The organism is Bacillus sp. AM1(2019), assembly GCF_009906915.1.
Lineage (GTDB): Bacteria > Bacillota > Bacilli > Bacillales > Bacillaceae > Bacillus > Bacillus velezensis.
In genome coordinates this window covers 2,225,007-2,238,483 of the sequence record NZ_CP047644.1, presented here as the reverse complement: position 1 = coordinate 2,238,483, position 13,477 = coordinate 2,225,007, and the positions used below count along the sequence as shown (strand labels likewise).

The following is a 13,477-nucleotide window of genomic DNA, read 5'->3' as shown; positions in this document are numbered from 1 at the left end:
AATGAATAAAAAATATGGACTTTATTGCATGGGAACACTTGTCAACACTTATGATGACGCTATTGAGGCGCATAATGATGCTGTGTTTGCTCAAGAAGAAAGCGGAGTACCGCATGAGGTAAGAGAAATTGAGGAAGTAACTGATTTAAACGAATTTAAATTTAAGCTATCAGAAGAAGCTATTGCTGTAGTCAGCAATACTGTATACACAGCAAGAATGAATCATAATACTGAACAATTCGAAATAACAGACTCTACAACCGACAGTACTCTTACTTATGCAAAATCAGATATAGACAAGTACATCAAAAACAATGTTTTGGTTTTAGTTTAAATAAAATCACAGTTTTAAAGAATGGAGAGAAGGCATGAATAAAAAACAATTAGTAGAAGTATTGAGGACATCCTTACCAAGTAAAAGAATTTTAGATTTAGTTGACCTGGGTATAGTGCAACTCTTGGGTGAACCACTCCTTTTAAAAGTGAGATCGGGCTATTCGTTATCTCAAACTGGATTAATAGAGTGGAATGAAAACAAAGGCTGTCATTACAACTATAACGAACTTTCCGGGAAAAAAGTCATTTTTGGATTCAATGCCTTTAATAGAAGAGGACAAGAGGCGATTGAAAAATATTTGGCGACTTATAAAAATAATTAAAGGAAGGAGAAGTTATATGAGTGCAACAAGAAAGTGGAGAGATTTGAGAAGCAAGTTAATTGGATATAAGGCATTCGGTAAGTTCAGTGATTTTGTTATTGACCAAATTCTCAATGATATGGATGAGTTGGACGTAAGGCACGAAAAAGGTAAAAACAAAAAATAGAGAAAAGGGAGTTGTGGAATGGGAGCTACTAAACAGTTATACGTGAAGCGTAGTGACTTGGTGAATTTAGATGATGCGAAAGATAATACGAAAATACATTTGCAAAATGGTGAGTCGTTTATGGTTTTTAAGGGAGAGCTTATTGCAACTGACTTAGATGGCAACCAAATGGTTATCCCGCAGAGTCAAAAGCATAAATATGTACCAGTTGATTTGGAGATGGAGGACTTATCCCCTCTTAGAGCTAAGATGGCCAAAGGCTATGCTGAGATGGCTGAGATCAATTTAGAAATGTCTGAAGCATTCCATTATGCTGAAAATGAAGCAGAAACAACCACGAATAGCTTAGTTAACGGGGAATATAAAGAATATTGATTATTACATATGAAAGCAAGACAGGTAATGTGAAAAGGTTTGCTCAAGCATTACAAAGGGAGTTAAACTTCGATGTCATTGAAATAACAGATGACTTAATTGTTGAAGAAGAATTCATACATATTACATATACGATAGGCTTTGGGGAAGTACCTGAAAGGACTTGGCATTTTATTATTAAGAATAAAAATAAAATAAAAGGAGTTGTTGTGAGTGGTAACAAGGTTTGGGGTGATAACTATGGTTTAGCTGGGGACAAGCTTTCAGCAATGTTCCATGTACCATTGTTATTAAAGTTTGAACTAAGTGGAACAAAACAAGACTTGCAGAAGATTAATCGGGAGGTACAACTTATTGACAAACACAATACCAAAGTGGATCAAGCTCAATAATGAGATCATGATTCAGAAAGACGGGAAGTTTCAATTTGAGAAGGATAAGGAGGCAGTACACAGTTACTTTGTTGATTACATTAATCAAAACACAGTCTTTTTCCATGACTTAAAAGAAAAACTGGATTACCTGATTAAAAACGATTATTACGAAGAAGAATTCTTAAGTAAATACACATTTGAACAGATTAAATCAATTTATAAAATTGCTTACAGTTACAAATTCAGATTCCCATCTTTCATGAGTGCCTTTAAGTTCTACAATGACTATGCATTGAAGACAAACGACAAAACAAAGATTCTGGAAAGATATGAAGATCGCGTCTCAATTGTAGCTTTGTATTGTGCAGATGGTGATTATGAAAAGGCTGTTGAGGAAGTACACGTCATGATGAAACAAGAATATCAGCCGGCAACACCTACTTTTCTAAATGCCGGACGTAAGCGTAGAGGTGAAATGGTGAGCTGCTTCCTACTTGAAGTGGGAGACAGTTTGAATGATATTTCACGGGCGATCGATATTTCCATGCAGCTGTCTAAAGTGGGTGGTGGCGTAGCGCTTAATCTAAACAAATTAAGAGCCAAAGGTGAAGCGATAAAAGACGTAGAGAATGCAACTAAAGGTGTCGTAGGTGTTATGAAGCTATTGGATAATGCTTTTAGATATGCAGATCAGATGGGTTGATTTGGCCCCTTTCGTCAGTAATGGCGATCGAAAACCTCTTTAATTCATGGGAACTCCTACAAGGACAATCATGAGCGAAGCTAGACTAAAGTCTTGAACGTGCAACGACTAGCCGAAAGGCGTAGGCTGCAAGCTATTGGCAGTCGAAACAGGAGGCACCCTCTTAGGGTGAAGATATAGTCTAACCTTCATGGTAACATGAAGCAGCCATATGGCGGGGCGTGCTTAGCGAACACGTCTGAATGGTCTGCAAAGACAAGGATCAGGAGCAGCTTATCTAAGTGTATTCCATCCCGATATTATAGACGTCCTTGATACCAAAAAAATTTCAGCAGATGAGGATGTCCGAGTTAAAACACTATCCATTGGTGTAGTGGTTCCTGATAAATTCATTGAATTGGCAAGAGAAGATAAGGACTTTTACATGTTCTATCCTCATTCAGTTTACAAAGAATATGGACAGTATCTTGATGAGATGGACATCAATAAAATGTATGATGAGCTTGTTGAAAATCCAAGGGTTAGAAAAGCAAAGGGGAATGCTCGGAAGCTGTTGGAGCAATTGGCCATTCTGAGAAGTGAATCTGGCTATCCTTATATTATGTTTGCTGACAATGTAAATAAAGTGCATCCAAATGAACATATTTCAAAAGTGAAGTTTTCTAATTTGTGTTAACTGTAGCACCTTCGGTCAGTAATGATCGTAGCAAACCCGTCTAAACGGTGAAACTCTATTCAATAGACAATACCGTGCTAAACCGCACCTTGCGGAAATGCCGAACGACTATCGAAACCACGCATACGCGTAAGGGAGTAGAGTACATCGCAAGCATATGGCGATGGAAACGGCGGGCGGCCTTATAGGTCGATGATATAGTCTATTCTTACGAGTGATCGTAAGCAGTTCATAAAAGAACGGACGAGAGTGTTGCGCCTTTCGTTGAATATTAAAGTCAGAAGTACTCCAAGCATCACAAGTGTCAGTTTATACAGATTACGATCAGGAAGATGAAATTGGATTAGATATCTCATGTAATCTTGGATCCATGAACATTGTAAATGTAATGAGTAACCAATCAATTGCTTCAACGGTCAGAATAGCAATTGACTCACTGACAACTGTCACAAGGAAAACAAACATTGTAAATGCCCCAGCTGTTGCGAGAGCAAATACACAAATGCGATCAATTGGTCTAGGGCAGATGAACCTGCACGGTTTTCTAGCTCAAAATAAAATTTCTTATGAAAGTGAAGAAGCTAAGGACTTTGCTAATACATACTTTATGATGGTTAATTTCTACTCCCTGCAACGTTCAATGGAAATTGCAAGAGAAACAGGGGAGACGTACTACAAGTTTGATGGATCAACCTACAAAAAAGGTGAGTATTTTGATAAGTACGTGACAAATGATTATAGCCCTAAATATGAAAAGGTTAAAAACCTGTTTGGAGATCAACATATTCCTAACATTGAAGATTGGATGAAGCTTAAAGAGAATGTTATGAAATATGGCTTGTATCATTCATACAGGCAAGCTGTTGCACCTACTGGAAGCATCTCATATGTTCAATCATCTACGGCCGGTGTAATGCCTATTATGGAGAGAATTGAGGAACGTACATACGGAAACAGTAAGACATATTATCCAATGCCAGGTTTATCGGCTCAAAATTGGTTCTTCTATAAGGAAGCTTATGATATGGACATGTTTAAGGTAGTTGATCTTATTGCAACTATACAGCAGCACGTCGATCAAGGGATTTCATTTACACTTTTCTTAAAGGATACGATGACGACGCGCGATCTAAACCGGATTGACTTATACGCGCATCATAAGGGGATTAAAACGTTGTACTATGCGCGAACAAAAGACACTGGACAGGATTCATGCTTAAGTTGTGTTGTTTAAACGAAGAGGAGGCGAAGATATATGCGAAAGGTTAAAATCGAAGGTTACGTGATTTATAACGAGGATGAGTTAATTCATGGATCATGTGTAACGCATGAAATCGATCATTGGTTGTTCAGTCAGACGGATTTTCCGCATGAGTGGGTGTTCAAAGCTGTATCGGATGAAGAAGTATTTGTTGAAGAGGAGGACAACTAAGATGACTGATAAAATTTTGTTACTAAACCTTGTTATACGTGGATTTGACCATGCAGTTGAGGTATGTGAGGCAGCTTTCGGCTATGAGGGCGTTGCATGGGAGCAAGTGAAAAATTCAGGAGACATTTCTACGCTACTTCAATGGCTTGTGGAGGATGGAGCAGATGCGGATATTTTAGAGCGTAAAGATCAGGAGCACAGCGTAAATGACTGATAGAATTTATGACGCAGCAAACTGGTCAAAGCATGAAGATGATTTCACCCAAATGTTTTACAACCAAAACGTAAAGCAGTTTTGGCTTCCGGAAGAGATTGCTTTAAACGGCGATATCCTCACATGGAAGTACCTCGGGAAAAACGAGCAGGATACTTATATGAAAGTGTTAGCTGGGTTGACGTTGTTGGACACAGAACAAGGTAACACTGGCATGCCTATAATTGCTGAACATGTAGATGGACATCAAAGAAAGGCAGTTTTAAATTTCATGGCCATGATGGAAAATGCTGTTCATGCAAAGTCTTACAGCAACATCTTTCTTACATTAGCTCCAACCGAGCAGATCAACGAAGTGTTTGAATGGGTTAAAAACAATAAATTTCTTCAAAAGAAAGCAAAAACAATTGTTTCAATTTATAAAGCAGTTCAGAAAAACGAAGATATTTCCTTATTCAAAGCAATGGTTGCGTCTGTGTTTCTGGAAAGTTTCCTTTTCTACTCAGGGTTTTATTATCCACTTTACTTTTATGGACAAGGGAAACTTATGCAGAGCGGGGAGATCATTAACCTGATTATTTAATAGTCCCTTTTGTCGGCAACGGCAAATGTGAACCTCTCTAATTGCTGGAAAATCCTTTTTAGGACAATCAGCAGCGAAGCTATGCGAACCCAAAGGAGGTGAAAATGATAAGGAAAGAAGTCGAAGAAGCGCCTTGGTGGATAACGGAAACGGGAGTTATCATATCAAAAAAATTAAAGAAACCAAGAAAGACATTTATTACTCCACATGGTTATGAAATGATAGGATACACGCATCCGAAAAAAGGAACACAGAACTTTTTAGTACATAGGTTAGTCGCAAAATATTTTATTAATGAAATACCAAAAGGAATGTTTGTAAACCACATAGATGGAAATAAACTAAACAATCACGTTCGGAACTTAGAGATAGTTACACCTAAAGAAAATACTCTACATGCAATGAAAATTGGATTAATGTCAGGACAACCTGGAGAAAGTAATTCAATGTCAAAGCTCACAGACTCAGAGGCAACAAATTTAATCTATGATTTGCTTGCTGGAATGAATAATGTTGAAGCAGGTGAAAAATACAGCCTTCATCCTCGTTACGTTAGTCTGATTCGACATAAAAGAAGATGGAAGACTTTATGGGATCGCATAGAACGTTCAACGACTATCGCATAGGCGGCGAAATTCCGCAAAACGAGTAGGGCGCAAGCTATTGGCGTGGGTGAGAACCCCTTAAATCGAAACGGGAGGCATCCTACAGGGATGATGATATAGTCTGCTCCTTACGGTAACGTAAGGCGGTTGCATCAGGGCAACGAGCTGAGAGTAGCGAACTCGGTTGAACTAAGGGTATTAGAGACGAAGCGATTCACGGCGTTTATATCGGATTGTTAGCTCAAGAGATATACAAGAAACAAACGCCTAAGAAGCAAAAAGAAATGTATACATGGGCTTTAAGCTTGCTCCAGGATCTTTATGAAAATGAACTGGAGTATACAGAAGATGTCTATGATCAGGTTGGTCTAGCTCCAGATGTAAAGAAATTCATCAGATACAACGCAAATAAAGCTTTAAACAACCTTGGGTTTGAACATTGGTTTGAGGAAGAGGATGTTAACCCAATTGTTATTAATGGATTAAGCACTAAAACCAAATCCCATGACTTCTTTTCAACTAAAGGAAATGGATACAAAAAAGCAACTGTTGAACCATTAAAGGATTCTGATTTCATTTTCGATAACAAAGGAGATACTCAATGAAACTAATCAAACTTGAGCAACCGGATTGCAACCCCTGTAGAATGGTATCTAACTATTTGAAAGATATGGGTGTAGAGTATAATATTATTAATGTAATAGAAAACCCTGAAGTAGCAGCAGAATATGGAGTGATGGGAGTTCCAGTTACAATTCTTATTGATAGCAAGGGAGGTGAAGTAAAACGCAGTACTGGTTTTAAACCTGAAGAATTAGAAGATTTAATTTCCAAATTATAAAAACTATTTAAAAGGAGAGGAAATAAATGACTATTGAAAAACTTAATATTAAATTTTCCAGAGATGAAGGCGGAGCAAAAACAACAATGGAACAAATCTATGACAAAGTAAACGAAATTGTTGATTTCTTGAATGAAAATAATGATGTTAAAACTGATCAGAATTTAAGAAATCAAATTACCGAAGGATTGACGAAAATTTCAAATACAGTTCAAGAAGTAAAAGATACTATTTCCAAAGAGGAGTCAGAATGACATTTCAAATTAAAATCAAATATCTAGACGAAACTCAAACGAGAATTAGCAAAATTGAGCAAGGGGATTGGATTGATCTTCGAGCAGCTGAAGATATCACAATCAAAAAGCATGAATTCAAACTCATTCCATTAGGAGTAGCGATGGAGCTACCAGAAGGATATGAGGCTCATGTTGTTCCACGTTCAAGCACATTTAAAAACTTCGGCATTATTGAAACAAACTCAATGGGTGTTATCGATGAGTCCTACAAGGGAGACAATGATTTCTGGTTCTTTCCGGCTTATGCATTACGGGATACAGAAATTAAAAAAGGGGATCGTATCTGTCAGTTCAGAATTATGAAGAAGATGCCTGAAGTTGAATTGATTGAGGTGGATCATCTTGGCAACGATGACCGAGGTGGTCACGGATCAACTGGAACTAAGTAAGTAACATACTTGGCTGTGTATACGATGACTAGATATACCATGTCGTAGAATAACACAGCCAAGTATTCAAATTAGTGGGTTTCTACAATTGAATTGATATCTACAAATTCGTGAAAAAGCTCGTCTTTGGTATATCCTGTGTATTCTCTGTTTTGAAAGTCGTATCCAATAATACTTAGAGGTTCCCCGAATTTACTTGTACCCGAAAAGCCAGACGGCCCAGCTTCTGTATAAAAAATAATTTTAACGGGTTCGCTTTTAGAGAAAAGGGAGATGAAATTTTGAGCAATTCCTTTAAACCCTTTTGAATCTCCTTTAGTGATCTTATCGATTTCGACCACAATTTCACTAACTGAGTTTTCAGCGCTAGTGCCATGATAGGAAGCATCGTCGTAAATATGAAGAATTTTCTTTTCGATTTCATAGACGTATTTAAATTGACTTTTTTGATCGAAACCAGCTTCGTAGATATAGCCTTCAATGGTATTTTCAGTATTGTGTCTAGTAACTTTCATCTATTAACCACCTTTGTATGAATTTTATAATAATTAAATTATACCAAATGATTGACACTTTGAGGTAATGCTAACCCTTGGATTTTATTTAAAAAAGAAAGGAGATTAGAATATGGTTAAACTTCTTAAAATAAACAAATTAGAAGAAATGGTTAAATACGAAGACCCTAACACATCAAATGTTCACCACGGAGGAAAGCAATGGACAAGAGGAGTCCCCATTGTTCTTGTTACTAAAGAGGATCGAGCCTTTGCAATTAATGAGTGGGTGTATATCAACAATAATGGTGAATTAGTTTATAACAAAAAAAAGAATCTATGGTGTCAAGGATGGGACTGGTATGACAAAGGTAAATCGCATATTAAAGAGGTTTTTGTAGTCATAAATAAATGAACATCTCTATAAAAGAAGACTTTTATCTAAACAATAAGGAGGAAAAAGACGATAAACAATAACAATTATAAAGATTTGCAAGCAAAATATACGACATGCTCTTCAGGAATGGTCTGTGTTTAGGATTTATTCAAAAACATGGGCTTGAAGATGTGTTTTTGGAGCATATGAAACAAGTTGTAGCTTATGAAGAAGACCAAAGGTATAGAGTTGCAGCAGTTAATTTTTTGAGTTTATTAGAATCAAATTAAAACAAAAAGGAGATTTGAAAATGAAAATTTCAATTAAAACAAGGCTAAATCCGACTGATCAATATAAGGTTGACGACTTTATTAATGCATTTAAGAACTTGCCGCCAGAAATAAGAATTCAGCTTTCTATGGACAATGGGAACAGTTGGCTGTTAGAACAAGTGTCAGTGAAAACAGAAAGAATCCTTCTTGATTGTTTACAAGAAGAAATTAAAAATATTGATAATCACCCTCTTTATTCTCATGCCACTTCATTAGGGCAAACTGTATTCCACAATACTCATGAAATTGTCGATGTTGTCAAAGAGTATGTGAAGAAAAATGGATAAACATATAGAGAAAATACAAGCCCATCTAAAAGAAATAGAAAATTTTAAACAAGGCCTCCAATTATTCAATGAAGATGAAGAAGAATATATAAGCTTATTAGCTAAGATTCAGGAGCAATTTTATTTTATATCCGACGAAGCAATGGAGGTCTTTAAAGAACTAACATTACAAATAAGAAATACAGGTCAGAAAAGAATTCAACGGGGAATTGACCAGTTACCTCATGCAATCAAAGAAAGTGTAAGTGAAGAAATCAAAGACATGAAGAGAGCCGGCGAGCTTTTTGATTGATGTTTGAATTTTAAACATGCCTATATAAACAGTGACAAGTATCGATTGGGTGTGAGCTTAAATACAATACATTGAATACTTTGAACAACTGGAGGTCTTAATGTGTTTAGACAATATCCAATATGGTACACACCGTCGCTGTATACTTTGAATTACTTGCCACAATTTTCACCATACATTGCTTACTTGAATAGTGCTGAACGATGTTTTCAACAATGTATGTACCAAACTCATGGTAATGCTGAATGGTGTCATAGAAACTGCTACGGCCCAATCTATCGATAAACTTAAACAGAGCAGTTGGATTTAATTCCTCTGCTCTAAAAAATAAAATAAGGAGATGTATTGTAATTACATACTTTACGTTATTACTTGCAGCATACTTATTTGCATTAAACATTAATGAAATTAGATTGATTATTCGAGGAGAACAGAACGTATACGCTAAAGTTACGCATATGCTTTCTAACACACCGTATAAAGATCTGAAGAAAAATAAGAACTTAGTGTATGTCATGACATTGTTCAAGGGGATTTCGTTCATTATCCCCTTGGCTACTATTGGATTGATTACGCACGGTAACTTGCTAATGTTAGCTTGGACAGCCTTTGCTTTAATTTATACCGGTTTAACAATGTTTAAAATTCTTGATGTTATGGAAGGTGACTCAAACAATAAGCAAAACAAGTTCGTGTACATGTTGTTTGTTTGCGGTAATATTGTCTTCGTGGTTAACTTTATTATCAGTTGGTTTAGATAAAGGAGAATAGAATTATGACTCAGTTTGATATGCAGTACAACACAATCATAAATGACATAATTAATAATGGAGTATCTGACGAAGAATTCGATGTCAGAACCAAATGGGATACTGATGGAACACCAGCACATACATTAAGTGTAATCAGTAAGCAAATGCGTTTTGATAATTCCGAAGTGCCAATTTTAACGACTAAAAAAGTCGCCTGGAAAACGGCGATCAAGGAATTACTTTGGATCTGGCAGCTTAAATCAAACAATGTTAACGAATTAAACAAGATGGGCGTGCATATCTGGGATCAATGGAAACAAGAAGACGGTACGATCGGCAATGCCTATGGCTATCAGCTTGGTAAGAAGAACAGAATACTAAACGGAGAAAAGGTTGATCAGGTTGATTATCTTCTTCATCAGTTGAAAAATAATCCATCATCACGCAGACATATTACTACGCTTTGGAATCCTGATGAATTAGACTCGATGGCATTGACGCCCTGTGTTTATGGTACTCAATGGCTTGTAAAAGGCGGGAAGTTGCATTTAGAAGTTTTCTGTCGCAGTAATGATCTCGCGCTCGGGAATCCGTTTAATGTATTCCAGTACAATGTATTGCAGCGTATGATTGCTCAAGTTACTGGATATGAGCTAGGTGAGTATATCTTCAATATTGGAGACTGTCACGTGTACACTCGTCATATAGACAATTTAAAAATTCAAATGGACAGAGAGCAATATGAAGCACCTGAACTATGGATCAATCCAAACGTAAAAGACTTTTATGATTTCACAATTGATGATTTCAAATTGATTAATTATAAACATGGAGACAAGCTTTACTTTGAGGTAGCAGTATAATGCTATCTCTTATTGCTTGCTGCGACAAATCAATGGCCATCGGGTATGAGAATAATTTGCTGTACCATATTCCTGAAGACATGAAACGTTTTAAAGAACTCACTACAGGAAAGCTGTGTATACAGGGAAGGCTTACATACGAATCGATCGTAAATATTACAGGTAAATCACTTCAAAATCGAAGGAATATCATATTGACTAAAAATAAGGATTTCAAGCCTGATCATTCTTCATTTGTTTATCATTCGATTGATGATGTATTAAAGCTCATACGAGGACAATTGGATACAGATGAAGAAGTAATGGTCATCGGAGGAGGCACTATATACGAGGCATTCTTGCCACATGCTGATAAGGTTTATTTGACGATTGTTGACTCAGTTGCTGAGAAGGCAGATTCATATTTTCCAAGGTTAAATGATGATTGGAGAGTAATTGAAAAGGATCACAGGAAAGCACACAACAATACCACATTTAATTATTCATTTGTGACTTACTCAAAATAAATTAAGAATAAAAATAAAATAGTTATAGACTTTTGAGAAGTTGAATGATAAGATAAAGACAAGTTAAAAGCTTGTCTTTTTTTACATACTTTAAGAATAAAAATAAAATAACAAATAGGAGTGACGATATGAAAACTGCAACAGAATACCTTGTTTCCATTTCAAAACCTCTTGTAGCAATTGAGGAGACTAAACAACGACTTCAAAATGAAATTGATAACCTTTATAAAGAGCTAGGGAAAGTTGATAAAGAGCTCAATGAATTTTATCACAAGCTAGAAGAGAACAAATTTAATGCTTCAGAGGGATATCACCTTTCGTTAAAAGGTCAAAAGATATTGAGAAAGCGAAGAAGCCTAAAACAAGAGCTCCAATTACTGAACACGCTTTTCGGCAGCTTAAACAATAACGGATGGACTCTTGAATCACTAAAAATTGCAGAGTATAAAATTAGCAAAAAGAAAAACAAGCATTTACAGTATGAATCAGTTTAAAACCATAATCCACATTCACATTGTGAATACATATTTAATCCTTATAAGGAGGTGACGGATTGCAGCAAAAAGAGCGAGAATTGTTGTCAAAGAAAGAACAGCTTGAAGTTGATGTTTTAGAAAAGGAAATAGCTTTACTCCGGCTAGAAGTGGAACAAGAAGATTCCAATCTCCACAAAATTGGGGAGATCGGTGTACTCAAAGATTTTCTTTTATACATAAAGAAATACAGAGCAATGTTTACTGTGCAGCAAGCAGAAGAAATTAGAAATATGGATGACCGAATGAAAGAAATTATCAAAGTCCATGATGAACGAGTTATGGTTGATGAAGCAGCTTTAGAGGGGTTTATTGAGGAAATTGAGGATCAAATTAATTTAATTGTAAGTGGAGGAGATAAGGAATGGAAAGCGTGAATCAAACGGCTATTGATAGTGCGAGCACAGTATTCGAAAAGGTAGGCGAGGATTATATCGGAAGCAAGTCGAGGTTCGGCGATATTCTAATCGGGGCGCCATATTCGGAAGCATTCGTAAAAGCCTACGCAAACGAACGAAAAGATGTCCTCGTGATTCCGCAGACAATTGAATATACTGCGTTTCTCCACAACGAGGAAATGAAGAAAGTCGCTACACAAGGTCAGGCTCCGATTGTTAGCGCCCAAGCCCGCCGTGATGAAATCGTTGAGCAGGCGAAGGCGGACGTTGAAAAACGGATCACGAATAACGCGTTAGATCGCGTCGTTTATTTCGTTCTTAATCGTATCAAACGTACCGTTGTTGCGCTAATTAAAGGGGAGTATTCCGGTAAAGTCTACGCAAAAGGAATCGCCAAAGCCGCACCTAACGACTGCTTCAACGTTCACATCGGAAAGGCGATTGCGCTAAGACGTGCGCTATGCTTGGCGGTGCCAGACGAATACTTGAACGCTCCGCAGCCGACTGAGGTTCGTGTAGGCGATGTTATAGAAGTTACATTAGATAGCGGAGAAATAGAGAAAAAGCCGGTTATTTCTTTAAAAGCAGGAAGTCTAAATGTGCATTTGCCGGGTAGGATTATACAGTACCCATCGCATTATGTAAAAATCATCAACGACTCAGGTGAAGAGGTGGGAGGTGAGTGACGTATCATAGACGCCTGAAGACGGAGGTGTTTAAAAAGTATAGCGGATATGATTGGACTTGCGATGGAATGTTTGAAAAACCAAGAGTGAAAGGCAGCGATAAAAGAAAGCGATCGAAGCATGAGCGAATAATCCGAAAAGTGATGGATAAAAAAGAAATTAGTTATTACGACTAAGTTAATATAAAATCTGTATTTTATGGGAAGGAGCAGTAGCTATGGAGAAAATCAATGGCAGGTATAGGATTAAAATACCTTGTCCAAAGGGAATTTCAGGATGTGCCGTTTGTCATTATTTGTGGATAGACGAAGATGCGTATGACCAGATTTTCGATTGTTATTATGATTACTATGGCAAAAAACCAGACCCAACATCTGCGGTTCAAATACATAAACACCTGCCGAGAGATATTCATTTGCTAGCAGAAGAATGGGGATGGAATGACACAGAGGTCAGAGAAAAAATTAATAAATGGTTGAGAAAAGAATTTAGCAGTTTTGATGATCTAGGTGTACGGGTTTAGGAAAGGAGCATATAGAGAGAGGGAATTGCTCCCCTCATAAATTAATGAAATTGGCCATTCATACTTTGTTGAGCTAATCGAACTAAACGTTTTGTGATCATGAACAATAAACAAAGGAGTGA

Annotated in this window: 20 protein-coding genes and 6 pseudogenes; 25 read left to right on the top strand and 1 reads right to left on the bottom strand. The window is 36.8% G+C overall.

Going from position 1 to position 13,477, the window contains the following annotated elements; all coding sequences use genetic code 11:
* Position 1: 1 nt before the first annotated feature.
* The 16 genes and pseudogenes from GNE05_RS21275 to GNE05_RS10820 all read left to right on the top strand — a co-directional run.
* A pseudogene (locus tag GNE05_RS21275) lies at positions 2–133 on the top strand (hypothetical protein); the annotation flags it as partial.
* A 235-nt stretch (positions 134–368) separates the two neighbouring features.
* Positions 369–659: a hypothetical protein gene (locus GNE05_RS10885; protein ID WP_160182764.1), complete on the top strand. Its 291-nt coding sequence runs from the start codon at positions 369–371 to the stop codon at positions 657–659.
* A gap of 16 nt (positions 660–675) precedes the next feature.
* Entirely contained in the window at positions 676–825 is a 150-nt protein-coding gene (locus GNE05_RS10880) for a hypothetical protein (RefSeq protein ID WP_160182763.1), read from the top strand.
* An 18-nt stretch (positions 826–843) separates the two neighbouring features.
* Positions 844–1,200, top strand: coding sequence for a hypothetical protein (locus tag GNE05_RS10875; RefSeq protein WP_160182762.1), 357 nt, complete (start codon positions 844–846; stop codon positions 1,198–1,200).
* Positions 1,197–1,592, top strand: a complete 396-nt coding sequence (gene nrdI, locus GNE05_RS10870) for a class Ib ribonucleoside-diphosphate reductase assembly flavoprotein NrdI (protein WP_160182761.1) — start codon at positions 1,197–1,199, stop codon at positions 1,590–1,592. The genes GNE05_RS10875 and nrdI overlap by 4 nt, the downstream gene beginning before the upstream one ends.
* Positions 1,555–2,274: pseudogene (locus GNE05_RS10865) on the top strand (ribonucleotide reductase N-terminal alpha domain-containing protein); the annotation flags it as partial. The gene nrdI and the pseudogene GNE05_RS10865, both read left to right, overlap by 38 nt.
* 253 nt (positions 2,275–2,527) lie before the next feature.
* Positions 2,528–2,950: pseudogene (locus GNE05_RS10860) on the top strand (ribonucleotide-diphosphate reductase subunit alpha); the annotation flags it as partial.
* Positions 2,951–3,230: 280 nt separating this feature from the next.
* Positions 3,231–4,187 (top strand): annotated as a pseudogene (locus tag GNE05_RS10855) (ribonucleotide-diphosphate reductase subunit alpha); the annotation flags it as partial.
* A gap of 21 nt (positions 4,188–4,208) precedes the next feature.
* Positions 4,209–4,385 (top strand): hypothetical protein, encoded by a 177-nt coding sequence (locus tag GNE05_RS20995; RefSeq protein ID WP_201741779.1) that lies wholly within the window; start codon positions 4,209–4,211, stop codon positions 4,383–4,385.
* A 1-nt stretch (position 4,386) separates the two neighbouring features.
* Positions 4,387–4,599 carry a hypothetical protein gene (locus tag GNE05_RS10850; RefSeq protein WP_160182760.1) on the top strand — a complete coding sequence of 71 codons (213 nt, stop codon included), beginning with the start codon at positions 4,387–4,389 and terminating at the stop codon, positions 4,597–4,599.
* Positions 4,592–5,179 (top strand): annotated as a pseudogene (locus tag GNE05_RS10845) (ribonucleotide-diphosphate reductase subunit beta); the annotation flags it as partial. The gene GNE05_RS10850 and the pseudogene GNE05_RS10845, both read left to right, overlap by 8 nt.
* Before the next feature lie 107 nt (positions 5,180–5,286).
* A complete protein-coding gene (locus GNE05_RS10840; protein ID WP_160182759.1) occupies positions 5,287–5,808 on the top strand; it encodes an HNH endonuclease signature motif containing protein in 522 nt (173 codons plus the stop codon).
* Positions 5,809–5,984: 176 nt separating this feature from the next.
* Positions 5,985–6,392: pseudogene (locus tag GNE05_RS10835) on the top strand (ribonucleotide-diphosphate reductase subunit beta); the annotation flags it as partial.
* The gene (locus GNE05_RS10830) at positions 6,389–6,628 is read left to right on the top strand and encodes a thioredoxin family protein (RefSeq protein WP_104678977.1); all 240 of its coding nucleotides are present in this window, start codon (positions 6,389–6,391) and stop codon (positions 6,626–6,628) included. The pseudogene GNE05_RS10835 and the gene GNE05_RS10830, both read left to right, overlap by 4 nt.
* 26 nt (positions 6,629–6,654) lie before the next feature.
* The gene (locus tag GNE05_RS10825; RefSeq protein WP_104678978.1) at positions 6,655–6,882 is read left to right on the top strand and encodes a hypothetical protein; all 228 of its coding nucleotides are present in this window, start codon (positions 6,655–6,657) and stop codon (positions 6,880–6,882) included.
* Entirely contained in the window at positions 6,879–7,313 is a 435-nt protein-coding gene (locus GNE05_RS10820; RefSeq protein WP_160182758.1) for a dUTP diphosphatase, read from the top strand. Before GNE05_RS10825 ends, GNE05_RS10820 begins: the two co-directional genes overlap by 4 nt.
* 71 nt (positions 7,314–7,384) lie before the next feature.
* Here the strand turns inward: GNE05_RS10820 and GNE05_RS10815 are convergent, their stop codons facing one another.
* Positions 7,385–7,828 carry a hypothetical protein gene (locus GNE05_RS10815; protein WP_160182757.1) on the bottom strand — a complete coding sequence of 148 codons (444 nt, stop codon included), beginning with the start codon at positions 7,826–7,828 and terminating at the stop codon, positions 7,385–7,387.
* 112 nt (positions 7,829–7,940) lie between these two features.
* On the opposite strand from GNE05_RS10815, the gene GNE05_RS10810 reads away from it, so the two are divergent.
* From GNE05_RS10810 to GNE05_RS10770, 9 genes are all read left to right on the top strand, one after another.
* Positions 7,941–8,222, top strand: coding sequence for a hypothetical protein (locus tag GNE05_RS10810; protein WP_160182756.1), 282 nt, complete (start codon positions 7,941–7,943; stop codon positions 8,220–8,222).
* A 271-nt stretch (positions 8,223–8,493) separates the two neighbouring features.
* Entirely contained in the window at positions 8,494–8,802 is a 309-nt protein-coding gene (locus GNE05_RS10805; protein WP_045207799.1) for a hypothetical protein, read from the top strand.
* Positions 8,795–9,094, top strand: coding sequence for a hypothetical protein (locus tag GNE05_RS10800; RefSeq protein ID WP_160182755.1), 300 nt, complete (start codon positions 8,795–8,797; stop codon positions 9,092–9,094). Before GNE05_RS10805 ends, GNE05_RS10800 begins: the two co-directional genes overlap by 8 nt.
* A gap of 775 nt (positions 9,095–9,869) precedes the next feature.
* The gene (locus tag GNE05_RS10795) at positions 9,870–10,709 is read left to right on the top strand and encodes a thymidylate synthase (RefSeq protein ID WP_160182754.1); all 840 of its coding nucleotides are present in this window, start codon (positions 9,870–9,872) and stop codon (positions 10,707–10,709) included.
* The gene (locus GNE05_RS10790) at positions 10,709–11,215 is read left to right on the top strand and encodes a dihydrofolate reductase (protein ID WP_160182753.1); all 507 of its coding nucleotides are present in this window, start codon (positions 10,709–10,711) and stop codon (positions 11,213–11,215) included. Before GNE05_RS10795 ends, GNE05_RS10790 begins: the two co-directional genes overlap by 1 nt.
* 128 nt (positions 11,216–11,343) lie before the next feature.
* On the top strand, positions 11,344–11,709 hold the full coding sequence (locus GNE05_RS10785) for a hypothetical protein (protein WP_160182752.1): 366 nt from the start codon (positions 11,344–11,346) through the stop codon (positions 11,707–11,709).
* A gap of 59 nt (positions 11,710–11,768) precedes the next feature.
* Positions 11,769–12,125: a hypothetical protein gene (locus GNE05_RS10780; protein WP_160182751.1), complete on the top strand. Its 357-nt coding sequence runs from the start codon at positions 11,769–11,771 to the stop codon at positions 12,123–12,125.
* Entirely contained in the window at positions 12,113–12,832 is a 720-nt protein-coding gene (locus GNE05_RS10775) for a hypothetical protein (protein WP_160182750.1), read from the top strand. The genes GNE05_RS10780 and GNE05_RS10775 overlap by 13 nt, the downstream gene beginning before the upstream one ends.
* 217 nt (positions 12,833–13,049) lie before the next feature.
* Positions 13,050–13,355, top strand: a complete 306-nt coding sequence (locus tag GNE05_RS10770) for a hypothetical protein (RefSeq protein WP_071581237.1) — start codon at positions 13,050–13,052, stop codon at positions 13,353–13,355.
* Positions 13,356–13,477: the final 122 nt, after the last annotated feature.

Excerpts from the sequence above, each read along its gene's own strand:
- GNE05_RS10885 (WP_160182764.1), top strand. The coding sequence starts at position 369 with ATGAATAAAAAACAATTAGTAGAAGTATTGAGGACATCCTTACCAAGT.
- GNE05_RS10880 (WP_160182763.1), top strand. The coding sequence starts at position 676 with ATGAGTGCAACAAGAAAGTGGAGAGATTTGAGAAGCAAGTTAATTGGA.
- GNE05_RS10875 (WP_160182762.1), top strand. The coding sequence starts at position 844 with ATGGGAGCTACTAAACAGTTATACGTGAAGCGTAGTGACTTGGTGAAT.
- GNE05_RS20995 (WP_201741779.1), top strand. The coding sequence starts at position 4,209 with ATGCGAAAGGTTAAAATCGAAGGTTACGTGATTTATAACGAGGATGAG.
- GNE05_RS10850 (WP_160182760.1), top strand. The coding sequence starts at position 4,387 with ATGACTGATAAAATTTTGTTACTAAACCTTGTTATACGTGGATTTGAC.
- GNE05_RS10840 (WP_160182759.1), top strand. The coding sequence starts at position 5,287 with ATGATAAGGAAAGAAGTCGAAGAAGCGCCTTGGTGGATAACGGAAACG.
- GNE05_RS10830 (WP_104678977.1), top strand. The coding sequence starts at position 6,389 with ATGAAACTAATCAAACTTGAGCAACCGGATTGCAACCCCTGTAGAATG.
- GNE05_RS10825 (WP_104678978.1), top strand. The coding sequence starts at position 6,655 with ATGACTATTGAAAAACTTAATATTAAATTTTCCAGAGATGAAGGCGGA.
- GNE05_RS10820 (WP_160182758.1), top strand. The coding sequence starts at position 6,879 with ATGACATTTCAAATTAAAATCAAATATCTAGACGAAACTCAAACGAGA.
- GNE05_RS10815 (WP_160182757.1), bottom strand. The coding sequence starts at position 7,828 with ATGAAAGTTACTAGACACAATACTGAAAATACCATTGAAGGCTATATC.
- GNE05_RS10810 (WP_160182756.1), top strand. The coding sequence starts at position 7,941 with ATGGTTAAACTTCTTAAAATAAACAAATTAGAAGAAATGGTTAAATAC.
- GNE05_RS10805 (WP_045207799.1), top strand. The coding sequence starts at position 8,494 with ATGAAAATTTCAATTAAAACAAGGCTAAATCCGACTGATCAATATAAG.
- GNE05_RS10800 (WP_160182755.1), top strand. The coding sequence starts at position 8,795 with ATGGATAAACATATAGAGAAAATACAAGCCCATCTAAAAGAAATAGAA.
- GNE05_RS10795 (WP_160182754.1), top strand. The coding sequence starts at position 9,870 with ATGACTCAGTTTGATATGCAGTACAACACAATCATAAATGACATAATT.
- GNE05_RS10790 (WP_160182753.1), top strand. The coding sequence starts at position 10,709 with ATGCTATCTCTTATTGCTTGCTGCGACAAATCAATGGCCATCGGGTAT.
- GNE05_RS10785 (WP_160182752.1), top strand. The coding sequence starts at position 11,344 with ATGAAAACTGCAACAGAATACCTTGTTTCCATTTCAAAACCTCTTGTA.
- GNE05_RS10775 (WP_160182750.1), top strand. The coding sequence starts at position 12,113 with ATGGAAAGCGTGAATCAAACGGCTATTGATAGTGCGAGCACAGTATTC.
- GNE05_RS10770 (WP_071581237.1), top strand. The coding sequence starts at position 13,050 with ATGGAGAAAATCAATGGCAGGTATAGGATTAAAATACCTTGTCCAAAG.